The organism is Streptomyces sp. C10-9-1 (assembly GCF_024497955.1).
GTDB lineage: Bacteria > Actinomycetota > Actinomycetes > Streptomycetales > Streptomycetaceae > Streptomyces > Streptomyces sanyensis.
In genome coordinates this window covers 178,524-202,385 of record NZ_JANHKP010000011.1, presented here as the reverse complement: position 1 = coordinate 202,385, position 23,862 = coordinate 178,524, and the positions used below count along the sequence as shown (strand labels likewise).

Annotated in this window: 27 protein-coding genes; 13 read left to right on the top strand and 14 right to left on the bottom strand. The window is 72.2% G+C overall.

All coding sequences use genetic code 11. From position 1 onward, the window contains the following. The first annotated feature begins 49 nt into the window (after positions 1-49). The 6 genes from NPS70_RS17845 (at position 50) to NPS70_RS17820 (ending at position 4,702) form a co-directional block, all read left to right on the top strand. Positions 50-922 (top strand): undecaprenyl-diphosphate phosphatase, encoded by an 873-nt coding sequence (locus NPS70_RS17845; RefSeq protein ID WP_256525273.1) that lies wholly within the window; start codon positions 50-52, stop codon positions 920-922. Between the two features lie 466 nt (positions 923-1,388). After that, positions 1,389-1,937: a Uma2 family endonuclease gene (locus NPS70_RS17840; RefSeq protein ID WP_305886043.1), complete on the top strand. Its 549-nt coding sequence runs from the start codon at positions 1,389-1,391 to the stop codon at positions 1,935-1,937. Between the two features lie 300 nt (positions 1,938-2,237). Further along, positions 2,238-2,375 carry a hypothetical protein gene (locus NPS70_RS17835; RefSeq protein WP_256525271.1) on the top strand — a complete coding sequence of 46 codons (138 nt, stop codon included), beginning with the start codon at positions 2,238-2,240 and terminating at the stop codon, positions 2,373-2,375. Between the two features lie 181 nt (positions 2,376-2,556). After that, a complete protein-coding gene (locus NPS70_RS17830; RefSeq protein WP_256525270.1) occupies positions 2,557-3,048 on the top strand; it encodes an excalibur calcium-binding domain-containing protein in 492 nt (163 codons plus the stop codon). A 234-nt stretch (positions 3,049-3,282) separates the two neighbouring features. Beyond that, positions 3,283-3,465 carry a hypothetical protein gene (locus NPS70_RS17825; protein ID WP_256525269.1) on the top strand — a complete coding sequence of 61 codons (183 nt, stop codon included), beginning with the start codon at positions 3,283-3,285 and terminating at the stop codon, positions 3,463-3,465. Between the two features lie 70 nt (positions 3,466-3,535). Continuing rightward, positions 3,536-4,702, top strand: coding sequence for a methyltransferase (locus NPS70_RS17820; protein ID WP_256525268.1), 1,167 nt, complete (start codon positions 3,536-3,538; stop codon positions 4,700-4,702). A gap of 54 nt (positions 4,703-4,756) precedes the next feature. Here NPS70_RS17820 and NPS70_RS17815 read toward each other — a convergent pair whose 3' ends face one another. Then, entirely contained in the window at positions 4,757-5,365 is a 609-nt protein-coding gene (locus NPS70_RS17815) for a flavin reductase family protein (protein WP_256525267.1), read from the bottom strand. A 210-nt stretch (positions 5,366-5,575) separates the two neighbouring features. Between NPS70_RS17815 and lnt the strand changes: the two genes are divergently transcribed. Next, on the top strand, positions 5,576-7,246 hold the full coding sequence (lnt, locus tag NPS70_RS17810; RefSeq protein ID WP_256525266.1) for an apolipoprotein N-acyltransferase: 1,671 nt from the start codon (positions 5,576-5,578) through the stop codon (positions 7,244-7,246). Here lnt and NPS70_RS17805 read toward each other — a convergent pair. Then, on the bottom strand, positions 7,167-8,075 hold the full coding sequence (locus tag NPS70_RS17805) for a Gfo/Idh/MocA family protein (RefSeq protein ID WP_256525265.1): 909 nt from the start codon (positions 8,073-8,075) through the stop codon (positions 7,167-7,169). The two genes, lnt and NPS70_RS17805, sit on opposite strands and share 80 nt — an antisense overlap. A gap of 167 nt (positions 8,076-8,242) precedes the next feature. Then, complete coding sequence (locus tag NPS70_RS17800; protein ID WP_256525264.1) at positions 8,243-9,472, bottom strand: FAD-dependent oxidoreductase; 1,230 nt, start codon at positions 9,470-9,472, stop codon at positions 8,243-8,245. A 79-nt stretch (positions 9,473-9,551) separates the two neighbouring features. On the opposite strand from NPS70_RS17800, the gene NPS70_RS17795 reads away from it, so the two are divergent. The 3 genes from NPS70_RS17795 (at position 9,552) to NPS70_RS17785 (ending at position 11,474) form a co-directional block, all read left to right on the top strand. After that, complete coding sequence (locus tag NPS70_RS17795) at positions 9,552-10,178, top strand: TetR/AcrR family transcriptional regulator (protein WP_256525263.1); 627 nt, start codon at positions 9,552-9,554, stop codon at positions 10,176-10,178. 206 nt (positions 10,179-10,384) lie between these two features. After that, entirely contained in the window at positions 10,385-10,897 is a 513-nt protein-coding gene (locus tag NPS70_RS17790) for a DinB family protein (RefSeq protein ID WP_256525262.1), read from the top strand. A 100-nt stretch (positions 10,898-10,997) separates the two neighbouring features. Further along, positions 10,998-11,474, top strand: a complete 477-nt coding sequence (locus tag NPS70_RS17785) for a hypothetical protein (RefSeq protein WP_256525261.1) — start codon at positions 10,998-11,000, stop codon at positions 11,472-11,474. 84 nt (positions 11,475-11,558) lie between these two features. Here the strand turns inward: NPS70_RS17785 and NPS70_RS17780 are convergent, their stop codons facing one another. The 9 genes from NPS70_RS17780 to NPS70_RS17740 all read right to left on the bottom strand — a co-directional run bounded on the left by NPS70_RS17780 (position 11,559) and on the right by NPS70_RS17740 (position 19,340). Beyond that, a complete protein-coding gene (locus NPS70_RS17780) occupies positions 11,559-12,029 on the bottom strand; it encodes a hypothetical protein (RefSeq protein ID WP_374212019.1) in 471 nt (156 codons plus the stop codon). A gap of 114 nt (positions 12,030-12,143) precedes the next feature. Continuing rightward, positions 12,144-12,830, bottom strand: a complete 687-nt coding sequence (locus NPS70_RS17775) for a uracil-DNA glycosylase (RefSeq protein ID WP_256525260.1) — start codon at positions 12,828-12,830, stop codon at positions 12,144-12,146. 84 nt (positions 12,831-12,914) lie between these two features. Then, positions 12,915-14,495 (bottom strand): ABC transporter substrate-binding protein, encoded by a 1,581-nt coding sequence (locus tag NPS70_RS17770; protein ID WP_256525349.1) that lies wholly within the window; start codon positions 14,493-14,495, stop codon positions 12,915-12,917. 130 nt (positions 14,496-14,625) lie between these two features. After that, on the bottom strand, positions 14,626-15,387 hold the full coding sequence (locus NPS70_RS17765) for an SDR family oxidoreductase (protein ID WP_256525259.1): 762 nt from the start codon (positions 15,385-15,387) through the stop codon (positions 14,626-14,628). Between the two features lie 20 nt (positions 15,388-15,407). Continuing rightward, positions 15,408-16,169, bottom strand: a complete 762-nt coding sequence (fabG, locus tag NPS70_RS17760) for a 3-oxoacyl-ACP reductase FabG (protein WP_256525258.1) — start codon at positions 16,167-16,169, stop codon at positions 15,408-15,410. Between the two features lie 199 nt (positions 16,170-16,368). Further along, positions 16,369-16,752: a DUF3037 domain-containing protein gene (locus tag NPS70_RS17755; protein ID WP_256525257.1), complete on the bottom strand. Its 384-nt coding sequence runs from the start codon at positions 16,750-16,752 to the stop codon at positions 16,369-16,371. Beyond that, positions 16,749-17,636 carry a HipA family kinase gene (locus tag NPS70_RS17750; RefSeq protein ID WP_256525256.1) on the bottom strand — a complete coding sequence of 296 codons (888 nt, stop codon included), beginning with the start codon at positions 17,634-17,636 and terminating at the stop codon, positions 16,749-16,751. The genes NPS70_RS17755 and NPS70_RS17750 overlap by 4 nt, the downstream gene beginning before the upstream one ends. A gap of 110 nt (positions 17,637-17,746) precedes the next feature. Next, complete coding sequence (locus NPS70_RS17745) at positions 17,747-18,982, bottom strand: site-specific integrase (RefSeq protein ID WP_305886005.1); 1,236 nt, start codon at positions 18,980-18,982, stop codon at positions 17,747-17,749. Positions 18,983-19,034: 52 nt separating this feature from the next. Further along, positions 19,035-19,340: an AlpA family transcriptional regulator gene (locus NPS70_RS17740; protein WP_256525255.1), complete on the bottom strand. Its 306-nt coding sequence runs from the start codon at positions 19,338-19,340 to the stop codon at positions 19,035-19,037. 646 nt (positions 19,341-19,986) lie between these two features. Between NPS70_RS17740 and NPS70_RS28740 the strand changes: the two genes are divergently transcribed. From NPS70_RS28740 to NPS70_RS17725, 3 genes are all read left to right on the top strand, one after another. After that, on the top strand, positions 19,987-20,121 hold the full coding sequence (locus NPS70_RS28740; RefSeq protein ID WP_256525357.1) for a hypothetical protein: 135 nt from the start codon (positions 19,987-19,989) through the stop codon (positions 20,119-20,121). A gap of 5 nt (positions 20,122-20,126) precedes the next feature. Then, positions 20,127-20,954, top strand: a complete 828-nt coding sequence (locus tag NPS70_RS17730; protein WP_256525347.1) for an IS3 family transposase — start codon at positions 20,127-20,129, stop codon at positions 20,952-20,954. 132 nt (positions 20,955-21,086) lie between these two features. Continuing rightward, on the top strand, positions 21,087-21,854 hold the full coding sequence (locus NPS70_RS17725; protein WP_256525254.1) for a site-specific integrase: 768 nt from the start codon (positions 21,087-21,089) through the stop codon (positions 21,852-21,854). A gap of 194 nt (positions 21,855-22,048) precedes the next feature. Here NPS70_RS17725 and NPS70_RS17720 read toward each other — a convergent pair whose 3' ends face one another. Continuing rightward, positions 22,049-22,507: a transglycosylase SLT domain-containing protein gene (locus NPS70_RS17720; protein WP_256525253.1), complete on the bottom strand. Its 459-nt coding sequence runs from the start codon at positions 22,505-22,507 to the stop codon at positions 22,049-22,051. Between the two features lie 71 nt (positions 22,508-22,578). Continuing rightward, a complete protein-coding gene (locus NPS70_RS17715) occupies positions 22,579-23,751 on the bottom strand; it encodes a peptidoglycan DD-metalloendopeptidase family protein (protein WP_305886003.1) in 1,173 nt (390 codons plus the stop codon). Positions 23,752-23,862 lie beyond the last annotated feature (111 nt).

Here is a 23,862-nt window from a genome sequence, read left to right as displayed (position 1 = left end):
CGTGCGTCCGCCGGACCGCCCGTGATCCCTTTGGGTGGCACAGCTTTCCATGTCTTGGTTCGAATCATTCATCCTCGGGCTCGTCCAGGGGCTGACCGAGTTCCTGCCGATCTCCTCCAGCGCCCATCTGCGGCTGACCGCCGCGTTCGCGGGGTGGCAGGACCCGGGTGCCGCGTTCACCGCGATCACCCAGATCGGCACGGAGACCGCCGTGCTGATCTACTTCCGCAAGGACATCGGCCGGATCCTGTCCGCCTGGACGCGCTCGCTCACCGACAAGGCGATGCGGCAGGACCACGACGCCCAGGTGGGGTGGCTGGTCATCGTCGGCTCCATCCCGATCGGTGTGCTCGGGGTGACGCTCAAGGACCAGATCGAGGGACCCTTCCGTGATCTGCGCCTGATCGCCACCACGCTGATCGTGATGGGCATCGTGCTCGGCATCGCGGACCGCCTCGCCGCACGTGACGAGGCGGGCGGGCGCCACCGCGCCGTGCGCGAGCGCAAGACCCTGCGGAACCTCAGCGTGCGCGACGGCCTCGTCTACGGGATGTGCCAGGCGATGGCGCTGATCCCCGGCGTCTCCCGCTCCGGTGCGACCATCAGCGGCGGCCTGCTCATGGGCTACACCCGCGAGGCGGCGGCGCGGTACTCCTTCCTGCTCGCGATCCCCGCCGTGCTGGCCTCCGGCGTCTACGAGCTGAAGGACGCCACCGAGGGGCACGTCTCCTGGGGGCCGACGATCTTCGCGACCCTCGTCGCCTTCGGTGTGGGCTACGCGGTGATCGCGTGGTTCATGAAGTTCATCACCACCAGGAGCTTCATGCCCTTCGTCATCTACCGGATCGTGCTCGGTCTGGCGCTGTACGTCCTGGTGGGCACGGACGTGCTGAGCCCGCACGCGGGCGAGTCCGGGGACTGAACCAGGGCCGTACAGGTAGCGCCATCAGGCATTTCCTCGCGCCTGATGGCAGCACCGCGCCATGATCATCTCCCGAGGGGCGCACCGAGGACTTCCAGCGGGGCGCGATCGGGCGCATCGGCTCCTCGGGCAGGACGGTCACCGCCGTCGCCCGGGAGCCCGGGATCAGCTCAGAGTCCCTGTGCTGCTGGTACCGCCGGGCCGTGACGGAACGGGGCGAGGCAAGTCCGGTGAGCTGAACAGCGCCGAGGCGGTCCGTGGTGCGGGGGGAGACGGTGAGTCGTCGGGCGACACCGAGATGATCACCGGCGTCCGGCGCGTCGGGCCCGCACGGGGCCGAGTGAGAGTTCCGGTCGCTCGACTACGCTGACACCAGCGTTGGGCCCGTGTCCGCGATCCGGGATGAAGGCCCCTGACCTCTTCGAGGCGCCTGGAGGAAGCCGTGACCGCCGAACTCCCCGACTGGATGATCCCGCCCAGGATCAGCGGCTGGGAAGCCGATGACCTCGACCGCCTCACCCAGGCACCGCGGCACACCGAACTCATCGACGGAGCCCTGATCTTCATGATGTCGCCGCAGCGGTCCTGGCACGCCCGGCTGGTGGAGAACCTGACCTTCGCCCTGCGCCAGGCCGCCCCCGACGGGTTCGACGCCGAGCGTGAGATGACCGTCCGGCTCGACAAGAAGAGCCGCCCCGAGCCCGACCTCCTGCTCACCACCGCCTCCTACGACCCCGACCGGACCTGGTACGCGCCTGAGGACGTCGCCCTGGTCATCGAGGTCGTCTCGGAGGAGTCGGCGGACCGCGACCGGTCCCTGAAGCCCTTCAAGTACGCACAGGCGAAAATCCCCCACTTCTGGCGGGTCGAGGACGAGGCCGGCGCCCCCACCGTCCACACCTACGAACTCGACGTCATGACCAGCAGCTACGTGGCCACCGGCATCCACCGCAACCGGTTGAAGGTCTCCGTCCCCATCCCCCTCGACATCGACCTCGACAGCCTCGTGCCCTGAACTCTCTGCCGGACGCCGGGCCACGGCTCCACGAGCTGCGAGCCGCCTCACGCCCCCACAAGGACGGAGGCCAGCGGTACGCGGGGCTCGCAGCGGCCGGTCACTTCGAGCGGCGCGGCGTAGGCACGGGCCGGGGTGCCGGCGGGCGGGAGGCGGTCGGGGTCGTAGGCGGCGCGTACGAGGCGGTCGGTTCACCCGGCGGCGGAGGGGCGCCGCCGAACCCCTCGTACCGTCCCAGGTGGTCCGGCTGCTGCTGGTCGAACGGCGGGGATCGGTCATCACCGTGTACGTAGGCTCGTGGTGTACGCACGGCCTGCCGTAGAGGAACTCGATGTCCGCCGAGTCTCCCTCATCTACCGTTTCGTGCTCGGTCCGGCGCTGTACGTCCTGGTGGGCACGGACGTGCTGAGCCCGCACGCGGGCGAGTCCGGGGACTGACGGAGCGGGCCCGGGGCGCTGCTCCGGGCCGTTTCCGGGCGGCCCCCGGGGCCGGGCCCCCTGCGCACACGCCTCCCCCACCACACGGTCACGAATCCGTCACCAAGAGGGACTTCACCGCACCGGGAGCGGAGCGGCGGGCTACGTTCGTGCCTCCGCACACCCACCCCCGGGGGGCCACATGTCCTGGAACCAGCCCGTTCCGCCTCCGTACCAGCCGCCCGCGCCCCCTGACCCGCCCCGGCCCGGCTGGACGCGCAAGCGGGTGCTCCTGCCGTCGGCGGTCGGGGTCCTCTTCCTCGGCGCACTCATCGGCTCCTCCGGTGACGGAGGCGGCGGGGAGACGAAGGTCGCCGCGGCCGGCGCCCAGGCGGCGCCGACGGTGACGGTTACCGCCACGGTCACCGCGCCCCCGGAGCCCGCGGTCACGCAGACCGTGACGGCGGAGCCGGAACCCGCCCCCACCGTCACCGAGACCGTCCGGGTCACGGTGACGGTGGGCGGCTCCGGCGAGGGCGGCTCCGGTGCGGTCGAGGGAGAGGACGGCGGCGGCTCGGCCTCCTACGCCAACTGCTCCGCAGCGCGGGCCGCGGGGGCCGCACCGGTGCGTGTCGGCGACCCCGGCTACGGGCGCCATCTGGACCGCGACGGCGACGGGGTGGGCTGCGAGTAGGCGTGATACGGCCGCGAGGCGGCGCCCACCGGTCATCCGGGGCCGGTGGCGCGCATGACATGCATCACTTCGCGATCATGCGGAATCCGCATCCGCTCACCCGGGCGGCGGGGTAGCCTGCCGCGTCTGCGCTGGTCGGAGGGCCCGCGGGGACGGCGGTCGCGACCCGGTCGGCAGGCCGGCGCCGGGACGCTGCCGCCGGGGCGCCCGGGGGCGAGGCCGTAATCTGGGCCCATGTCCCCGTCTCGTACCGACCCCGCCGCCACCGTCCGCGCCATGACCGCCGCCGAGTTGAACGCCCGGATCCGCGAGCTGTGGCTGGACGGGGAGCTGCCCGAGGCGCGGCGGTCGGAGTACGAGGCCCTGGTCCTGGAGTGGGCGGCGGCCACGCGCGCGGACGTGGGGCCCGCGGCCTGAGCCGGGGGCCGGCCTCGGTCCACCCGGTGGGACGGAAGGGCCCCGGCGCTCGGCTAGCCTGGTGCCCACGATGAACCGTCTGACCACGTCATGGGGCTCGTTCGAGCTCGCCCGCCACCCGCAGGACCCGCGCGACACGCTTCGCGCCTGGGACGCCGCCGACGAGTACCTGCTGCGCCGCCTGAGCGGCGAGGCCGAGGGCCCGGCGGTCCCGCTGTCGGGCACGGTCGCCGTCCTCGGCGACCGCTGGGGTGCACTGTCCGTCTCGCTGGCCGGGCACCACCCCGTGGTCCAGATCACCGACTCCTGGCTCGGCCAGCGGGCGACCCGGGACAACCTCGCCCGCAACGGGGTCGACCCCGCCGCGGTCCGCCTTCTGACCAGCCGGGACACCCCTCCGGAGCGGATCGACGTGCTCCTCGTCCGGGTCCCCAAGGCGCTCTCCCTGCTCCAGGACCAGCTCCACCGGCTGGCACCCGCCCTGCACGAGGGCACGGTGGTGCTGGGAACGGGCATGGTCCGGGAGATCCACACGTCGACGCTGGGCCTGTTCGAGCGGCTGGTCGGGCCGACGCGGACCTCCCTCGCCGTGAAGAAGGCGCGGCTGGTGTCCGCCGCCCCGGCCCCGCAGCGGGCGGCCGAGGCGAACCCCTGGCCGCTGCGGTACGACCTGCCCGAGGGGATCGGCCCCCTGTCGGGGCGGCCGGTGACCAACCACGCGGGGGTCTTCTGCGCGGACCGGCTCGACGTCGGCACCCGCTTCCTGCTGGGGCACCTGCCCGCGCGGAGCGGACCCGAGCACGTGGTGGACCTCGGCTGCGGGAACGGGGTGGTGGGCACCGCCGCCGCGCTGGCCAACCCCGGCGCCAGGGTGACCTTCGCCGACGAGTCCTTCTCGGCACTGGCCTCCGCACGGGCCACCTTCCGCGAGAACGTCCCCGGCGGGGAGGCGGAGTTCGTCGCGGGCGACGCGCTGTCCGCGCTGGAGGACGCCTCGGCGGACCTGGTGCTCACCAACCCGCCGTTCCACTCCCACCAGGCGACCACCGACGCCACCGCGCGCCGGATGTTCGCGGACGCCCGGCGGGTGCTGCCGCCGGGCGGGGAGCTGTGGGTCGTGGGCAATCGGCACCTGGGCTACCACGTGCGGCTGCGCCGCCTGTTCGGGTCCTGCGAGGTCGTCGCGGCCGAGCCCAGGTTCGTGGTGCTGCGGGCCGTGCGCCGGGCCGCTCGCTGACCGCCCGTCACACCCCTGTCCCCCGGGGCGGGACGGGCGGGTCGTGAGGTGCCGTCAGGAGCCCTCGGGCCAGTCGGCGTAGCGGATGCGGGCGATCTCCCGCACCCCGCCCACGGTCCCCCACTCGTCCTTCCCCAGCCGGGACAGCGGTGCCAGCCGGGTGATCTCCGGGTGGCCGTCGGAGAGGACCGACTCCTGGACGGCGGCGTGCACCACGCGCCCGAGGACGACGGTGGAGTCACCGAGGCGCAGGGTGCTGTGCAGCACGCACTCCAGGGCGACCGGGGAGGCTGCCACCCGCGGCGGCTTGACGCGCAGGCTGGGCTCCCGGGCGACGCCCACCGCGTCGAACTCGCCGATGCCGCGGGGGAAGTCCGTGGCCGTGGCGTTGACCTGCTCGACGAGTGGTTCCGGTGCGAGGTTGACGACGAACTCGCCGGTGTCCTCGACGTTGTTCAGGGAGTCCTTGCGGCCGACGGAGGTGAACTGCACGATCGGCGGGGCCACGCACGCGATGGTGAAGAAGGAGTGCGGGGCGAGGTTGTCCGTCCCTTCGAGGGACGTGGTGGAGACCCAGGCGATCGGGCGGGGGACGACGGTCGCCGTGAGCAGGCGGTAGAACGTGTCCCGGCCGCAGGCGGCCGGGTCGAGGTCGATGCGCATGGGGCCAGTATCCCGCCGGTGCACCGGTTCCCCCGACGCGGCGCGGTGCGGGCGGGACCGTCCGGTGCCGGGGGCGGCGGCGGAGGGCGGACCGGGGCACGGGTGCGTCGGGGTGATGCGCGTGCGACACGGGTGGCGCGCTGCGCCGGGGCGCCGCGGCGGCGCACACTGGTGCCCCCGTGCCCCACACTGGTGGGTGAGGAGCCGCAGATGCGCAAGCCGCACGTCCCCCGGGGCCCGTTCGCCTCGCGCCGTCCGTCCTCCCGCCCGGCGGGGCGGGGAGGCCGGGCCGGGCGCCGCTCCGGGGACCGCACCGCGTGGGCACGGGCCGCCGGCGCGGTGGCCGCCGGCGCCCTGCCGGCCCTCGCCTTCCCCGAACCCTCGCTGTGGTGGTTCGCCTTCGTGGCGCTGGTGCCCTGGATGCTGCTGCTGCGCACCGCCGGGTCCCCGCGCCGGGCGCTGGCCGAGGGCTGGCTCGGCGGGATCGGCTTCATGGTCGCGGTGCACCACTGGCTGTTCCCGAGCCTCCATGTCTTCCTGCTGGTGCTGGCCGCGCTGATGGGTCTGCTGTGGGCGCCCTGGGGCTGGCTGGTGCGGTCGGTGGCCGGCGGGCCGCCGACGGCGCGGAGGGCGCTGGCGGCGCTGGTCCTGGTGCCCTCGGGGTGGCTGGCGATCGAACTCGTGCGCTCCTGGGAGGGGCTCGGGGGTCCGTGGGGGCTGCTCGGCGCTTCGCAGTGGCAGGTCGGCCCGGCGCTGCGGATCGCCTCCGTGGGCGGGGTGTGGCTGGTGGGCCTGCTGGTGGTGGCGGTCAACACGGCCGTGGCCCTGCTGGTGGCCGTGCCCCGGGTCAGGGTCCCGGTGGTGGCCGCGGCGGTGGCGGGTGCGGCGGCCGTGGCGGCGGTCTCGGCGTGGGCACCGGTGCCCCGGGTCGGCGGGGGGCTGCGGGTGCTGGTCGTCCAGCCGGGCGTGGTGGCCGGGCCCGACAGCGTGGAGCGCCGCTTCGACCGGGGCGAGCGGCTCACCCTCGGGGCGCTGGAGCGCGGCGCGGCACCCGGTCTGGTGGTCTGGGGCGAGAGCAGCGTGGGCGCCGACCTCAGGGACCGCCCCGATCTGGCGGACCGCCTGGCGGCACTGGCCCGCCGGGCGGGTGCGCCGCTGCTGGTGAACGTCGACGCGCGCGGCGCCGGGCCCACGGGCGGTGCGGCGGGAATCCACAAGAGCGCCGTCCTGGTGGGACCCGAGGGCCCCACCGGTGACCGGTACGACAAGATGCGGCTGGTGCCGTTCGGCGAGTACGTACCGGCCCGTTGGCTGCTGGGCTGGGCGACCTCGGTCGGCAGGGCGGCGGGCGAGGACCGGCTCCGGGGGGACTCGCCCGTGGTGATGACGCTGCCGGACGGCCCGGACGCGGGGGCGCGGATCGGGCCCCTGGTGTGCTTCGAGTCCGCCTTCCCGGACATGAGCAGACGTCTGGTGCGCGACGGGGCCGGCCTGCTGGTCGCGCAGTCGTCGACGTCCTCCTTCCAGGGCAGCTGGGCTCCCGGGCAGCACGCCTCGCTGGCGGCGCTGCGGGCGGCGGAGAGCGGCCGCCCGGTGGTCCACGCCACGCTCACGGGCGTCAGCGCCGTGTTCGGGCCGACGGGGCGCCCGGTGGGCGCCCCGCTGGGGACCGGCACCGTCGGCACGGCCGTCTACGAGGTGCCGGGCGCGACGGGGACGACGCTGTTCGTCCGGTTCGGGGAGTGGCCGGTGTACGGCGCGCTCGCCGTGCTCGCCGTGGCGGCGGCCTCGGCGGCGCGGGTCAGGCTCCGGTCTGCTCCAGGGCGCGCAGCACGACGTCCTCGCACAGCTCGTGCGTCCGCAGGGCGTCCTGCGCGCTGAGGGTGCGCCGGTCGCGGACCGCGTCGAGGAAGGAGAGCACGGCCTGCTCGATGCCGCGCTGCCGGGCGACGGGCACCCAGTCCCCGCGGCGGCGCAGGCTCGGCTGGCCCTTGTGGTCGACGATGTCGGCGAGGTTGCGCACCTCGCGCTTGGAGTCCTGTCCGGAGACCTCCAGGATCTCCTCGGCGGAGCCGCTCATCCGGTTCATGGTGCCGATGGCGGTGAAGCCGTCGCCGGAGAGCTGGAGGACGACGTGGTGCATCAGTCCGCCGACGACGCGGGCGCGCACGTCGGTGTGCTCGACGGGGCCCGGGGCCAGGAAGCGCAGCGTGTCCACGACGTGGATGAAGTCGTCCAGGACCAGGGTGCGCGGGTCCTCCGGCAGGCCGACGCGGTTCTTCTGCATCAGCACGAGGTCGCGGGGGTGCTCCAGGCACTGGGCGTAGGCGGGGGCGTGCCGGCGGTTGAAGCCGACGGCGAGGCTGGTGCCCCGGGCCTCGGCCAGTGCGACGAGGCGCCGCGAGTCGGCGAGCTCGTAGGCGAGGGGCTTGTCGACGTAGGTCGCGATGCCCGCGTCGAGGAGCCGGGTGACGAGCGCGGCGTGCGCGGAGGTGGAGGCGTGGACGAAGACCGCGTCGACGTCCGCGGCGATCAGGGCGTCGAGTTCGGTGTGGCGCCGGGCGGCGGGGACGTGGTGGATGTCGGCCACGCGGGCGAGCGTCGCGGGGGTGCGCGTCTGGAGGTGGAGTTCGACTCCCGGAAGGGTGCTGAGCACCGGGAGGTACGCCTTCTGCGCGATGTCGCCGAGACCGATGCAGCCGACCTTCACCGGTGGTTCTCCTTCGCTGCCGCGCAGTCGCCCGGCCGCCCCGGCGCCTGGCGTGCGGCCGGTGCCGGGGCCCGGGCGGTGCGATTCGTGTGCCGGGCGGTGTGCACGGTGCGGGGCTCTCGCGGGGCGAGGTCCCGCACGGGGCGGCCCGGCCCGTGGGGCCGCGTTCAGCGGCCCGCCGGGGGCTCGTGGACGTCCCCGTGTGCAGGTGCAGCATACGTCGGCGCCGGGGGCCGCCAGTCGGCGATGCCGTCGAAGGTGCGCAGCACGAGCTCGGGTCCGAACCGGGAGACCGCGGACACCAGCGCCTGCCGCAGGGCCACCGCGGGGGCGCTGCGCAGGGCCACGAGCCGGGTGGCGCGGGCCGAGCGGCGCACCACCGCGGTGGTGCGCGGCAGGCGCTCGGCGCTGTAGGCGGCCAGTGCGGGGCCGGTGCCTGCGTCCGGGGCCAGGTGGTGGGAGAGGACGACCGCGTCCTCGATGGCCTGGTTGCCGCCCTGCCCGAGGAAGGGCGTCATGGCGTGCGCGGCGTCGCCGAGGAGCGCGGTGCGCCCCCGGTGGTAGGCGGGGAGCGGCCGGATCATGTGGTGGACGTCGTGGCGCAGGACGCGGTCCGCGGACACGGCGTCGAGCAGGGCGGGGATCGGGTCGTGCCAGTCGCCGAACCGGCGCAGCAGTTCGGCCTTCTCGTCGGCGGCGCGGGCCCCGTCCGGGGCGGTGGCGGCGGCGTAGGCGTAGACCCGTCCGTCTCCGAGCGGCTGGCTCCCCCATAGCGAGGCCGGGCCCCAGGACTCGTGGGGTGCGAACGGCCGTGCGGGGGCGGGGACCACGAAACGCCAGGTGGTGAAGCCCGCGTGAACGGGGCCGGGGTGCCCGGGGAACAGGGCGGCGCGGGTGGCGGACCGGATGCCGTCCGCGCCGACGACCAGGGCCGCCTCCAGCTCGCCCCCGGGGGTGCGCACCCGGGCGGGCCGGCCGTCCGCGGTGCCGGGGTCGAGGAGTTCGCCGGGGCAGCCGGTGCGGACGGTTCCCTCCGGCAGGGTGCGGACGAGGTGGTCGACCAGGGCGGCCCGGTGGAGCAGGACGAGCGGCCCCCCGAAGCGCTCCGCCGCGGCGCGGGCGTCGGTGCGGGACAGCCAGCGCCCGGCCGGGGTGCGCATGCCCCCCTCGCCCTGCCAGCTGGCGAGGGAGCGGATCGCGTCGCCGAGGCCCACGGTGTCGAGGGCGCGCTGCGCGTTGGGGGCGAGGACGATGCCCGCGCCGACCGGCTCCAGGTCCCGGGCGCGCTCCAGGACGGTGACGCGCCAGCCGCGGCGGCTGAGGGCGACGGCGGCGGTGAGTCCGCCGACTCCGCCGCCGATGACGACGGCGCGGTGGTCCGATCCGGTTCCGGGCATGGCTCCTCCACGGGGACTACATCTGTAGTGGCCCCAGCAGGCTACTACAGGCGTAGTGAGGCGGGTAGGATCGGCTCCCATGACCGCATCCGCCGCCCACCGCGCCACCGGCGGCTCCCGCTCCGCGCTGATCGCCGACACCGCCCTCGCCCTGCTGGCGGAGCGCGGCATGCGCGGCCTGACGCACCGCGCCGTCGACGAGGCGGCCGGCCTGCCGCAGGGGTCGACGTCCAACCAGGCGCGCACCCGCCTCGCCCTGCTCCAGGCGGCCGTGCGCCGGCTCGCCGAGCGGGAGGCCGCGGTGCTCGCCGTGGACGAGCTGCCGCCCGCGTCGGGCGACCGCCCCGCACCGCTCGACGCGATGGCCCTCGCCGTCCACCGCTACCTCGACGGCCACCACGCGCTGCTGGTCGCCCGCTACGAACTGGCCCTGGAGGCCGGGCGGCGCCCGGAGCTGCGGGAGTTCTACGACCGCACGGGGGCCCGGTTCCGCGAGCCGCTGACGGCGATGATGGCGGCCGCCGGCTCGGCGGAACCGGAGCGCCACGCGCTGTCCCTGGTGTCCTGGTGCGAGGGGCTGATGCTGGCGTGCGCCATCGGCTCATACCACCGGTCGGTGCCGAGCGTGGACGAACTGCACCGGGACCTGGACGAGTTGCTGCGCGGAATGCTGGGCGGCGGCCCGCCCGGGGCCGCGCGGCCGTGACCCGCACGCGCCGGGGGGACCCGCGCAGGGCCGCAGCCGCACGGGCCCCGCGCACCGGGCGCCGCGGGCCGGGCGCCGCTGGCCGGGCGCCGCTGGCCGGGGCGCGGGCCGGGGCGCGGGCCGGGGCGCGGGCCGGGGCGCGGGCCGGGGCCGGTGCGGCAAAAACCGCTCGCCGCCGGACCGGCCGCCGCGCCAGGATGGCGCCCATGACCATCGAGGACCGCAGCGAGCCCCCCACCGCCGCCGGTGAGCGGCAGACGCTGGAGGGCTTCCTGGACTACCACCGCGCCACGCTGAGGGCGAAGTGCGCCGGTCTGAGCGACGCCCAGCTGCGCACGGCGTCCGTCCCGCCGTCGACGCTGACGCTGATGGGCCTGGTGCGCCACCTCGCCGGTGTGGAGCGCTGGTGGTTCCGCATCGTCACCGCGGGCGAGGACCTCCCCACCCTCTACTACTCCGCCGAGGACCCCGACGGCGACTTCCGCACGACGGCGGGGACCACCTGGAGCGCCACCCTCGCCGACTGGGAGGCCGAGGTCGCGGCGGCCCGGGCGGTCACCGCTGCGCGCGAGCTCGAACAGCTCGGCGACGGCAGGCCCCACCGGGGGACGGCCGTCAGCCTCCGCTGGGTGCTCACCCACATGATCGAGGAGTACGCCCGCCACAACGGCCACGCCGACCTCCTGCGCGAGGCGATCGACGGCCGCACGGGAGAATGAGCCAGGCCACCCGGTGCGGCCGGATCCCGCGTCACCCGTGCGGACCAATCACGGCCTGTACGGCACGGCAACACCCCGCGCGCACAGCAGAGTTGCCCACGTGCAGCGAACGAGAACCACAGCGAAGGCACTGGTCGGCCTGGCCGTCCTGGCGACGGCCGGGTGCGTCACCGTCGAGGCGCCGCGGAACCTGGGGCCCACCGCCCCGGTCGCCACGACCGGGGCTCCACCGGGACCGTCCGTCGAGCCGCTGACCCTCCAGGGGCCGGCCCGGGAGGCCCTGGAGGCCGCCCTGCCCGATCCCGTCCCCTCGCCCCCTCCCCCGCCCCGCGAGGCGGCACCGGCCGCACCTCCCGGGCCCGCCGAGCCGCGGCCCGCGCCCGCGCCCCGCCCGGCCCGGCCGCACACGGCCCGGCCCACGGTGCCTCCGGAGCCCGGCGCCGTGGACCTCGGCCGGCTCGCGGAGGGAGGGCCGGCGGAGGTGTGCGCGCTGGGACGCGAGTACGGCGGATGGCTTCCGGACAGTCCGCAGGCGCGCGTCTGCGGCCGGGTCTACGGACAGGGGGCCGCCCGGTGAGCCCGTGCGGCCGCCCCCGGGGACAGGCGCCGGACGGGCCGCTCCGGGCCTGCCCGGAGCGGCGGACGGGGCCGCCCCGCACCCTCAGCCGGGGCCCAGCGCCCGGCCGAGCCGGGCGATCTCGGCCCGCACCCCGTGCCCGTACCCGTCGTCCGCCAGGGCATCCGTCGTCGCGCGCGCCCGGTCCAGGTGGTCCCTTGCGGCCTCCGGGCACCGCAGTTTGAGGTAGTCGGTCGCGAGGCTGAGGTGGAGGGAGGGCCGCAGCACCCGCAGCGCGAGCGCCTCGCCGCGGCCGCGGCTTCCCCGTCCGTCCCCCTCGGCCAGCGCCAGGGCGCGCAGGTCCCAGGCGAGCTCGTCCTCGGGGTCGTCCTGGGCGTCGGCCATGTAGTGGGCGAGGGTGCACCGGTGCAGGGCGTCGCCCGAGTCCGCGGTCTCGGCCCACAGGGCGGCGAAGCGCTGCCGCGCCTCCTCTCGGTCGCCGACGTGGAGCAGCATGACGGCCTGCCCGATCCGTGTCGGGGTGCCCCCGGGGCACGCCTCGTGCTGCTCCGTCACGTCGTCCTCCCGTTGCGCCACGCCACTGCCGACGCACCGACGCTAGCCGCCGCGCGGGGCGAGGGCCGTCAGGCGCGTGGCCCGGCGCCCGGGGTGTGGGCCGGAGGTGTGACGTCAGCCGAGATCCGGGATGCGCCAGTCGATCGGGTCGTGGCCCTGGGCGGCGACGGCCTCGTTGATCCGGCCGAACGGCCGGGAGCCGAAGAACTTCTTGGCCGAGAGCGGGGAGGGGTGCGCCCCCTTGACCACCACGTGGCGGCTCTCGTCGATCAGCGGGAGCTTCTTCTGCGCGTAGTTGCCCCACAGCACGAACACGGCCGGGTCGGGGCGGGAGGCGACCGCCCGGATCACCGCGTCGGTGAACTTCTCCCAGCCCTTGCCCTTGTGCGAGTTCGCCTCGCCCGCGCGCACCGTGAGCACCGCGTTCAGCAGCAGGACGCCCTGCTCGGCCCAGGGCATGAGGTATCCGTTGTCGGGCACCGGGTGCCCGAGCTCCGCCTGCATCTCCTTGTAGATGTTGCGCAGGGAGGGAGGCGTCCTGACACCCGGGCGGACGGAGAAGCACAGACCGTGGCCCTGCCCCTCCCCGTGGTAGGGGTCCTGGCCCAGGACGAGGACCTTCACCCGGTCGTAGGGGGTGGCCTCCAGGGCGGCGAAGACCTCCGCCCGCGGCGGGTACACCGGCCCGTTCGCCCGCTCCTTCTCGACGAACTCCATCAGCTCGCCGAAGTAGGGCTTGCTCAGCTCGTCGCCGAGGACACCGCGCCAGGACTCGGGCAGCAGCTTGTCGGTGTCGGTCACGTCAACAACCTCCGTAGGGCGGGCGGTTCCGCGATCGGGGAACCGTGATCACAGAACCTACCCGCCGCCACTGACAACCGAGGGTCACCAGCTCTTCTTGCGGTACAGCTCCCACATCTGCATGACGGTCTGCGGGTCGAGGGCGCGCTCGCCGCCGCCGATCTCCTCGTTGGCCGCCACGTACAGCTTGCCCTGCCACAGCGGCAGCAGCCGGACGTCGTCCACCAGGATCTCCTGGGCCCGCTCGAACTGCCCGGTGACCGCGCCGCGGTCGCTCTCCCGGCGGGACTGCGGCAGCAGCTGCTCGGTGATCTCGGGACTCTCGTACGGGGTCCCGAGCACGTTCTTGGCGCCGACGAACGGGGCGATGAAGTTGTCCGGGTCCGGGAAGTCGGGGAACCAGCCTCGACCGAAGACGGGGTAGTCGCCGCTCTGGTAGCCCTCCTGGAACTCCGTCCACGGCTTGCCCTGGAGGGTGATCCGGAACAGGCCGGTCTCCTCCAGCTGCCGCTTGATCTCGGCGAACTCCGGAGCGGTCGAGGACCCGTAGCGGTCGGTGGTGTACCAGAACTTCAGGGAGACCGGGGTGTCGATCCCGGCCTCGTCGAGGATCTCCTCCGCCTTGGCCGCGTCGGGCTCGCCGAAGCGGTCGTAGAACTCGGTGGTGTGCCCGGCGATGCCCTTGGGGACCATGGAGTACAGCGGCTCGGCGGTGCCGCGGTAGACCTTCTGCACCAGCGCGCCGCGGTCGACGGTCTGGGCGATCGCGCGGCGGACGGCCAGCTTGCCGGCGTTCGGGTCGTCCGGGTTGAAGACCAGGTAGCGGATGTCCGCGCCGACGGTCTCCACGAGCTGCAGGTGGTCGTTCTCCGGGCGCTTCTCCTGGAGCTCGACGACCTCCTCGGCGGTCAGACCGCGGTTGATCGCGTCGATCGTCCGGTCCTTGAGCGCCTGCATCATGACGTCCGAGTCCTGGTAGTACCGGATCGTCACCTTGTCGTTCTTGATCTTCGCGAAGCCCTTGTAGTCCGCGAAGCGGGTCATCTCGGCGCTCTCGCTCGTGGTGTACGAGTCGAGCGCGTACGGTCCGGAGCCGGTGAGCTTGCCGTCCTCGCGCAGCGCGTCGGCCGGGTACTCGGACGGCGGGACGATCGACATGGCCGGCGTCGCGAGGATGAAGGGGAAGGTGGCGTCGGCGGACGTGAGCCGGAAGGTTACGACGTCCTCACCGGTGGTGCTGACCGACTCCAGGGAGCCGAGCAGACCGTTGGGGCCGCCCTCGGCGTCGATCGTCCGGATGCGGTCGATCGAGTGCTTGACCGCCGCGGCGTCCAGCTTGTCCCCGTTGGTGAACTTCAGGCCCGGGCGCAGCTTGCACTCGAAGACCGTGTTCGTGGCGTCGGGGAAGCGGCAGGACTCGGCGGCGTCCGGCTTCGGGGTGGTGGAGCCCGTGGGGAAGCTGAGCAGAGTCTGGAAGACGTTGCGGTAGAGCTCCCACGACCCGTCCCAGGCGGCCGCGGGGTCGAGCGTGCTCGGCTCACTGGTGGTGCCGACGGTGATCTTCTGCTCTGCGTCGCCGTCGTCGCCCGAGATCAGGCCGCATCCCGCCAGCAGGGATATGGACGCTAGGGCTGCAGTCGCCTGCAGACAGGTCCGGTAGAACACGTGCACGCTCCTCGTTCGACCCACGGTCGGCGAACCATACCGCAGCGCCCCGCCGGCACATGGAGAGGTCCCGGCGGGGCACTTGCATCATCCAGGTACAAACCGCCGCAAGGCGGTCCGATGGGCGGCGTCAGTGCACGCCCGCGTTGAGGAAGATACCCCCATCGACGACCAGCGTCTGCCCCGTGATCCAGTCGGATTGCGGGGAGGTGAGGAAAGACGCCGCCCCGCCGATGTCCTCGGGCACCCCGAGCCGCCCGAGCGGGTAGGCGGAGGCGGCCTCTGCTTCGCGCCCCTCGTAGAGGGCCTGGGCGAACCGGGTCTTGACCACGGCCGGCGCGATGGCGTTCACCCGGACCCCCGGAGCGAACTCGTGGGCGAGCTGGAGCGTCAGGTTGACCATGGCCGCCTTGCTCATGCCGTAGGCGCCGATGAACGGCGAGGCGGAGACACCGGCGATGGAGGCGATGTTCACGATCGCACCCCCGTTCTCCTTCTGCCACGCCCTCCACGTCTGCTGGGCGAACCCGAGCGCGGAGATCACATTGGTCTCGTAGACCTTGCGCGCGACGTTCAGGTCCAGCTCGGCCATCGGGCCGAAGACCGGGTTGGTGCCCGCGTTGTTCACGAGGAAGTCGACCCGGCCGAAGGCCTCCATCGCGGCCTCGACCGCCGCCGCCTGGTGGGCCTCGTCGTGGGCCTTGCCCGCCACGCCGACGACCCGGTCCGAACCCAGCCTCTCCACGGCCTCCTTGAGGGCCTCCTCGCCCCTCCCGGTGATGCACACACGGTCTCCCCGGGCCACCAGCGCCTCGGCGACCCCGTACCCGATCCCCCGGCTCGCCCCCGTGACCAGGGCGACCTTCCCGCTCTCCGCGGTCTGCTGCGTCATGTCCGTCGTCCCTTTCCGTGTCAGTCGAGCGGGCCGCCGGCCACGTACAGCACCTGGCCGGAGACGAACCCGGCGTCGTCGCCGGCGAAGAAGGCGATCGCATGCGCGACGTCCTCGGGGTGGCCGACCCGCTGGACCGGGATCTGGGTGGCCGCGGCCGCCTGGAAGTCCTCGAAGCCCATGCCCACCCGGGCGGCGGTCTGCGCGGTCATCTCGGTGGCGATGAAGCCGGGGGCCACCGCGTTCGCCGTGATGCCGAACTTCCCGAGCTCCTTGGCGAGGGTCTTGGTGAACCCCTGGAGGCCGGCCTTGACGGCCGAGTAGTTGGCCTGGCCGCGGTTGCCCAGGGCCGAGGACGAGGAGAGCGAGACGATACGGCCGAAGCCCGCGTCCACCATGTGCTTCTGGCACGCCTTCGCCATCAGGAACGCCCCCTTGAGGTGGACGTTCACCACGGTGTCCCAGTCCGACTCGCTCATCTTGAAGAGCAGGTTGTCGCGCAGCACGCCCGCGTTGTTGACGAGGATGGTGGGCGCACCGAGTTCCTCGGCCACCCGGGCGACCGCCGCCTCGACCTGTGCCGCGTCGGCGACGTCGCAACCGACCGCGAGGGCCCGCCCGCCCGCCGAGGTGATCTTCTCGACGGTGTCCTTGCAGGCCGCCTCGTCGAGGTCGAGGACGGCGACCGCGCGGCCCTCGGCCGCGAGCCTGACCGCGGTGGCGGCGCCAATGCCGCGCGCTCCGCCGGTGACGACGGCCACGCGCTGCTCGGTGGTGGACATGCTGGTTCTCCTCGCCCTTGAGCCCGTCAATGCCTGAGCCGGGTTCCGGTGCGGGCCACGGGGCGACACCCCTGAGCGACCGCTTAGTACCTCGACAGGAGCGACGCTAGAAGCCCCGGCACCCGGTGTCAACGCCGCCGGGGGCCGTCGGAGCCACTCACACCCGGCCGGAGGGCGCCGCTCCGGCCGGGGGCGCCGCTCAGCGCACCAGCAGGTCGAGCAGGCGCTCGACCTCCGCCTCCGGGTCGCTCGTCAGACCGGTGTGCACCGGGCCGGGCTGCACCACGGTGGAACGGGGCGCGATCAGCCAGCGGAAACGCCGACCCGCGTCGTCACGGGCGGCCTGCCCGGCGTCGTCGCCGCCGCGGCACACACCCTCGACGGCCGCCAGCGCGGCCCGGACCCCCGTCACATCCGCCCCGGGGTCCAGGGCGCGCAGCCGGACGGGGTCCAGATGGGTGCGGGCGGCCACGAAGGAACGCGCCCGGCAGTAGACCACCACACCGGCGTTGAAGCACTCCCCGCGCTCCACTCTCGGGACCACGCGCAGCAGCGCGTACTCGAAGACCTCCCGCTCGCTCACCGCGTGCTCCCTTCCGCCGTGCGCCCCGCCGTGCCGGAGTCCGTCCCCGCGCTCTCGCCCGCCGTGTGGGGCCAGGGGCCCAGGTGGTCGGTCAGCCAGCCCGGGGGCTGCGGCACCCGGGGCCCGCTCGGGGCGCCGAGGGTGATCCGCTCGTGGATCGTCGCCGCCCGGTCGAACAGCGCCCGCGCGTAGGCCCGGCGCACGGCGTCGGGGTCCTCGAAGCCGGGCTCGCCCAGCAGCCAGGCGTCGGGCACCTCGGCGGTGACCTCGTCCAGCAGCTCCTCGGTGATCCGCGGCGCCAACTCCGCCGCCGCGGAGGCCACATCGGGCGCGTAGCGGGCGAGCGCGTGGTCGGAGGCGTCGTAGGGCCGGGCCGCGGAGGCCGCCGCACCGGGCCAGTTGTGGTGCCAGATCATGGTCGCGCCGTGGTCGATCAGCCACAGATCGCCGTGCCAGACCAGCAGGTTGGGGTTGCGCCAGGAGCGGTCGACGTTGTTGACCAGTGCGTCGAACCAGACCACCTGGCCCGCCTCCTCGGGGCTCACCTCGAAGGCGAGCGGATCGAAGCCGAGCGAGCCGGGCAGGTAGTCCATGCCGAGGTTCAGCCCGCCGCTCGCCTTGAGCAGCTCCTGCACCTCCTGGTCCGGCTCGGAGAGCCCGATCACGGGGTCCAGCTGGATCGCCACGAGTTCGGGCACGCGCAACCCGAGCCGACGCCCGAGCCGCCCGCACACGACCTCGGCGACCAGGGTCTTGCGCCCCTGCCCCGCGCCCGTGAACTTCATGACGTACGTGCCGAGATCGTCGGCCTCGACGATCCCGGGGAGCGATCCGCCCTCACGTAGGGGCGTGACATAGCGGGTTGCCGCGACCTTTTTCAACACTTTCCCAGGCCACCCATCTCTTCAACCTTCCAATCCACGGAAGGCTTCTCCGGAGCGCAGAGGCCGGAGACACGGGTCAACAGCGCTGGGGAGAATCTGGGGAGTTTCGGCTAGCAAGCTGATCCCCCGCGCTCCCCAAGCAGACCGTCGATGGTGCCGCGCCCCTTGCTGCCGGCCTCCGGCATGAAGTGAGCATAGTAACCGAGAGTGATCGCAGGCGAGGAGTGTCCGAGCCACCGGGCCAGGGTCACGACGGACTCTCCGGCTTCCAACATGATCGAGGCGTAGGTGTGCCGAAGCACATGGAAGCCGTCCTTCGGGGCCGCCGCCCACTGCCAGGCTTTCGCCCCCTCGGCGCGCGGCGGGATGACGCCCGCCTCGGCCAAGGCGGGCTTCCAGGTGTAGGTGTTCCACGTGTTCACCGCGACAGCGTTGCCGAAACGCGTGGTGAGCAGCAGGGAGAACTTCTTCCTCTCCCCCTCCGGCTTCCCCCACGGCAGCTCCACTTCTGCCGGCGGGAACGCTTCCATGTGACGCTTGAGTTCCTCGGCTACCGAAGGGGGCAGATCCACCGTGCGGATCTTCTTCCCCTTCGGCAGGGCGAAGTACAGCCTTCCGTGGATCGCCTGCACTTGGCGCCGAACGTGCAGCAGGCCGCGCCCGTAGTCGATGTCCTCCGGACTGAGCCCGAAGACCTCGCCCTGGCGGAGTCCGCACCCCAGGCCGACCACGACGGCGATCCTGTTCCGCTCGCTGATGGCATCGCGGACTCGCAGTGCCGTCTCCACCGACCACACGTCGCGCCGCTCCCGTGGCGACTTGGGCCACCGCACGGATTTCGCGTGCATCGGGTTGCGCGCGAGGCGCTTGTCGTCGACGGCCGCTTCCAGGATGGAGGAAAGCTCGGACAGGATGCCGCGCTGGTAGTCGACTGACGAGACTGTCGACTCCAGCTTGGTTATGAACGCGCGCAGATCCGTTGCAGCGATACTCCTGAGCGGAAGCCGGCCCAGGTGCGGGATGATATGGAGACGCCACCTGCGCTCCTGACTGTCCTGGGTCTTCGGAGCACCGCCTCGCCCTGGCGCCCAGTGCGTCGCGATGTAGTCGGCCAGCGTGATGGACCCGTCGCGCGGGTCCACGAACTCGCCTCGCTCCTCATCCGGGGCCGCCCGGCGAAGCCACGCCTTGGCATCCTCCAGCACATCAAAGGATCGGTCCCGCACCCCAGGTATGCCAGCGACCTTGTACCGCTTTCCTTTACCGTAGCGAGCGGTCTTCTCCCTTCTCCCGGTGACCGGATCCTTCTTCTTCTTGAGCCAACGATCCTCGATATAGCCGGCCAAACAGGTTTCCTTTCAAGAGGATGCGAACGACGCTCGACAACATTTCGATGCATCAAGCAGCAGGGCTCCTACGTCGCTGCGGAGGCTCGCTCAGCGGGTTCAGGGCAGGGTTAGAGCGAGAGTCCGCGCGTTCCTGCTCATGGATCCAGGCATCGAGAGCTGTCCGTCGATACATGACGCGACCACGAGGGCCCATGCGAAAACTCGGCGGCCCCTGCCGTCGGTGCCGCCAGACATAGAGGGTGTGCGGTGATATGCCGAGGTACGCGGCGGCATCCTTTACGTTGAGAAAGCAGGCGCGTTCAGCACTGGTGGAGTCAGGCACAGCCGAGGGGGCGGCCAGCGATCGTGTAGGCATAGAGCGCTTCCTGTGGGAGACGAAAGAGAACGGGCCCAGGCAGCCCGCGTCCACTACGACTCCACCGCCAAGCGCAGTCGGATGTGAACACCTGAATGGTCCTGACGATCGCCGGTTTGGCTAACCGGCGATCGTCGGCTATGTTGCGCGCGCCGCACCGTTGAGCTCGCAGTGCCTCGGATGGGTTTCCGTCAGTAAGTCAACCGGTACGAGCGCAGGGCTGGCGAGGTGCCGTCTGCAACGAGCACCAGCAGACCGTCATCTACTAGGCAGTCCAGATTTCGCGCTGCGCGGCGCTCGGGAACACGCACGGCCCGGGCCACGCGCCTCCTCGTGGCCGGGTGCGCTGCAATATGCACGAGAACGGCGCGGTCGCGACCCCAGATACACGGACCTCCTACGCAGGAACCACTCCAGGCCGCCAGTCGCACAAGACTGGGATCGCAATCTCTCCCTCGATTCCTGTCGAGCACCTCCTCATCCGCCTTGAAATTTTCGGGACGTTGTACGTTGACATGCTCCCGGCCTAGGTTCCAGCCCCTTGCCATCAATTCTCGTCTGCCGTAAGCGAATGCCCTCTACCACCCCGCCGGGAAGTCGGCGACTTTGGGCGCGATAAAGTCCCTGCAAATGAGCACGGCCGGGCGTGACGACCGAGGAATCGGCCGAGCTGAAGCGGCTGAAGAGAAAGAACGCGGAGCTGAAGCGGGCGAACGAGATCTTGAAGGCCGCTGCGTCTTTCTTCGCGGCCGAGCTCGACCGGCCACACACGCGCTCGTAGCGTTCATCGACGAGCACCGGGACCGCTTCGGCGGTGTCGAGCCGATCTGCCGCGTGCTGACCACGCACGACTGCAAGATCGCCCCCTCCACCTACTATGCCCACCACAAACGCCAGGCCGCGCCGTCCGCGAGGACCGTGCGGGACGGCGAACTGAAAGAGCTGATCCGGCACGTCTACGACACCAACTACCGCGTCTACGGGGCGAGGAAGGTCTGGCGGGAGCTGAACCGGCAGGGCCAGGACGTGGCCCGCTGCACCGTCGAACGCCTGACGCGCGAGCTCGGTATCGCCGGAGCGGTCCGCGGCAGGCGCGTCATCACCACGCTGCCCGGCGGGCAGGCCGACCGGGCGCCGGACCTGCTGGACCGGGACTTTGTCGCCGGTGCCCCGAACCGCTGCTGGGTCGCGGACTTCACCCACGTGAAGACCTGGGCCGGCATCGTCTACGTCGCCTTCGTCGTGGACACCTTCTCCCGCCGGATCGTCGGCTGGTCCGCCTCGACCACGAAGCAGACCCGGCTCGTCCTGGACGCCCTGGACATGGGACTGTGGCAACGCGACCGCGACCAACAGCCGCCCCTTCCAGGCAAGTTGGTGCATCACTCGGACGCAGGGTCGCCATATACATCCTTCATGCTGGCCGAGCATATGGAGAAGGCCGGCATCGCCGCCTCGATCGGATCGGTCGGCGACGCGTACGACAACGCGCTGATGGAGTCCACGATCGGCCTATTCAAGACGGAGCTGACCAAGCCCCGACGACCATGGAAGACGCTGTCCGATGTCGAGCTCGCTACCGCTGAGTACGTCGACTGGTACAACCACCGATGACTCCACGGTGAGATGGGCCACGTCCCACCCGCCGAAAACGAGAACAACCACTACCTCGCAACCACGAAACCCCAGGTCACAACCAACATCTGAGATCTCTACCGAACCCGGAACGGTTCAATCCGCTCACTGGTGGAGAACGACGTGGGCGCTGCCGCGATCAAGCGGGCGTACAACCTGACCTCGTCCATCATGCGCGCGGCCGTGGATGACGATGTGATCGCGTTGAGCCCGTGCCGTCGCATCGACCTGCCCCAGATCGCTGTCAAGCCGCCGCAGTGGTTTACGCCCGACCAGGCGCAGAGCATCCTCGAAGAGCTTCCTGCCCCTGGGAAGACGATGTGCCTACTGGGCGTCTATACCGGACTGCGCTGGGGCGAACTCTCCGGCCTTCACCGTCACCGCATCGACCAGCGCCGTTCACGCCTCTTCGTGGTCGAGGTCAACACCAAAGGGAGCATCAAGGAGTACCCCAAGAGCTCCAGGAGTCGTCGGGAGGTTCCTCTCCCGGCTCATGTCCTGGAAGCACTTGAACGTCACATATATCGCCTCGACCGGGACGCCGTGGTGTTCACCACCGTCACCAAGGGCAGGGCCGGGCGGCTCCTCGATGACGGAAACTGGCGCCGACAGACCTGGTGGCCAGCCGTTGAAGGCGCTCAGCACTTCGATGAAGACGGCGAGCACCAGGTCCTCCCGCACTACCCGCCCCACTCCATGCGCCACACCTGCGCCTCATGGCTGGTTCAGAATGGGGTCTCGCTCTACGAGGTCCAGCACCTCCTCGGTCACGAGAGCTTCCAGACCACCCAGCGCTACGCTCACTTGCAACCGGATGCGCACAAGGCCGTCCTCGGGGCCTGGGAGCGGATGGAAACACCCCTCACGATCGCCGCGTAGACGTTCCTTCGGCCCTGCCCTGCTTGGATAGGGGCGAGGGCGTTCGCCCTGGTCGAACATCGCCAGCCAGCGGGCTGGGTCTATGCTATGGCCTGCGGCCACCGCACGATCTTCAGGAGTCCACACATCACGCGGTGGCCGCACGCGTTCCCAGCCGGGTCCACCAGCAAGATCGCGAAACCAGACTGGAGCACCTAGTAGGGGCCGTTGACGTTGTCGATGGAGCCGTAGCGGTGGGCTGCGTAGTTGCAGGCGGCTGTGATGTTGGCGATGGGGTCGTAGATGTCCCAAGAGGTGCCGTCGACGTGGTAGGCGGTGAAGGTGGGGTCGATGACTTGCATCAGGCCTTTGGACGGGGTGCCGGCGCGGGCGTTGGAGTCCCAGAGGTTGATCGCGAGAGGGTCGCCGCTGGATTCGCGGATCAGGTTGCGTTTGATGCCGTCGTAGCTGCCGGGGATTCCGTGGATGTCCATGACGACCAGGGAGTGGCGGATCCAGCCGTCGAGGCGTTCGTCGCTGGCGGGTGCCGCGGCGGCCGGGCCTGGGGCGAGGGCTGCGCCGAGGAGGAGGGCTGCGACGGCGACTACGGAGGTCTTTGCGAGGCGAGAGACGAGACCGAGGGTGGCGCGCCTGAGGTGGAGGATGGGATGCACGGCGGGATGTCCTTGGCTTGGTGTGTTGGTGGGGCTGCGGGGTGTGTGTCGGTGTGCGTGCGGTGGGGTGGTCAGATGGTGATGTCGTTGCTGCGGAGGTAGGCGAGGGGGTCGATGTCGGCGCCGTAGGTGTTGCTGGTGCGGACCTCGAAGTGCAGGTGCGGGCCGGTGGAGTTGCCGGTGTTGCCCGAGAGGCCGATCTGCTGGCCGGCGGTGACGTTTTCGCCGGCGGTCACGCTGGTCGTGGACAGGTGGGCGGAGAGGGTGTAGATGCCGTCGGTGTGCTGGATGACGACGGCGTTGCCGTAGGCGCCGTCCCATCCGGCCGACACGACGGTGCCGTCGGCCACGGCCTTGATTGACGTTCCGGTGGGGGTGGCGAAGTCGACGCCGGTGTGGTAGCCGGCGGCCCAGGAGCCGGGCTGGCCGTAGACGGCGGTGATCGTGGGATTCTCCAGCGGGGCACTGGCGGTCAGGCGTGACTGTTCCTGGGTGGTTTCGAGGGCCTGTCCGGTGTTCTCGGCGTGCGCGGTGTTCTCGCTGTCCCCGGTGTTCTTGGTGTCGGGGTGATCGGCGGGGGGAGCCGGGAGGGTGGCGGTGGCCGGGGGCGTGGCGGGTTCGGGTTCGTTGTCGGGGCACTGCGGGCAGGTGTCGGGGTCCTTCACGGCCGGGCCCTGTTCGGCCACGGTTGTCTGCTGTTCGCGTCGGGCCTGGTGGGTTGTCTCGGTGCAGTCGTGCCTGCCGGTCTCGGCCCATGCGCCGGGCTGGTGTGTCCAGCCGTTGTCGAGGGGTGCGCTGGCGGCGGTGTCTGGGTCGGCCGGAGGGGTAGCGGTGGCCGGGGGTGTGGCGGGTTCGAGTCCGGCGCCGGGTGAGCACTGGGGCCAGGCGCTGGGGCCCTGTGAGGCCAGGACCCGTTCGGCCACGGTGATCTGCTGGTCGCGTGTGGCCTGGTGGGCGTTCTCGGCGAATTCGTGCCCGCCGAACTCGGCCCAGGTGCTGGGCTGGAACTGCAGCCCGCCGTAGTAGCCGTTGCCGCTGTCCAGCGACCAGTTGCCGCTGCTTTCGCATGCCGCGACCGTGTCCCATGCATCGGCCGGGGCGGCGTTGGCGGTCGCCGCCGCGGCGAGCGTGCCCCCGGCGCTCAAGGCGCCGGCCAGGGCCAGGGCGGATATGAGGCGCTGGGGTCCCCGCTGTCGGGGGGCGGCGTGGCGGGCTGTGCGGGACGGGGAGGGGAGGAAGGGCATGTCTGAATGGCTCCTTGCTGAGGAGAGGGCCGGCGCGGTGTGCCGGGCGGTGGTGGATCCAGGGCGACGCCGGCCTGGAGGGCCACCCGGGACAAGGGGGCGCAGCGGCGC

Coding starts and splice junctions, on each gene's coding strand:
- NPS70_RS17830 (WP_256525270.1), top strand. CDS start 2,557: ATGTCCTGGAACCAGCCCGTTCCGCCTCCGTACCAGCCGCCCGCGCCC.
- NPS70_RS17790 (WP_256525262.1), top strand. CDS start 10,385: ATGACCATCGAGGACCGCAGCGAGCCCCCCACCGCCGCCGGTGAGCGG.
- NPS70_RS17840 (WP_305886043.1), top strand. CDS start 1,389: ATGATCCCGCCCAGGATCAGCGGCTGGGAAGCCGATGACCTCGACCGC.
- NPS70_RS17815 (WP_256525267.1), bottom strand. CDS start 5,365: ATGCGCATCGACCTCGACCCGGCCGCCTGCGGCCGGGACACGTTCTAC.
- NPS70_RS17800 (WP_256525264.1), bottom strand. CDS start 9,472: ATGCCCGGAACCGGATCGGACCACCGCGCCGTCGTCATCGGCGGCGGA.
- NPS70_RS17715 (WP_305886003.1), bottom strand. CDS start 23,751: ATGCCCTTCCTCCCCTCCCCGTCCCGCACAGCCCGCCACGCCGCCCCC.
- fabG (WP_256525258.1), bottom strand. CDS start 16,169: ATGTCCACCACCGAGCAGCGCGTGGCCGTCGTCACCGGCGGAGCGCGC.
- NPS70_RS17795 (WP_256525263.1), top strand. CDS start 9,552: ATGACCGCATCCGCCGCCCACCGCGCCACCGGCGGCTCCCGCTCCGCG.
- NPS70_RS17845 (WP_256525273.1), top strand. CDS start 50: ATGTCTTGGTTCGAATCATTCATCCTCGGGCTCGTCCAGGGGCTGACC.
- NPS70_RS17820 (WP_256525268.1), top strand. CDS start 3,536: ATGAACCGTCTGACCACGTCATGGGGCTCGTTCGAGCTCGCCCGCCAC.
- NPS70_RS17825 (WP_256525269.1), top strand. CDS start 3,283: ATGTCCCCGTCTCGTACCGACCCCGCCGCCACCGTCCGCGCCATGACC.
- NPS70_RS17740 (WP_256525255.1), bottom strand. CDS start 19,340: ATGCCTACACGATCGCTGGCCGCCCCCTCGGCTGTGCCTGACTCCACC.
- lnt (WP_256525266.1), top strand. CDS start 5,576: ATGCGCAAGCCGCACGTCCCCCGGGGCCCGTTCGCCTCGCGCCGTCCG.
- NPS70_RS17765 (WP_256525259.1), bottom strand. CDS start 15,387: ATGACGCAGCAGACCGCGGAGAGCGGGAAGGTCGCCCTGGTCACGGGG.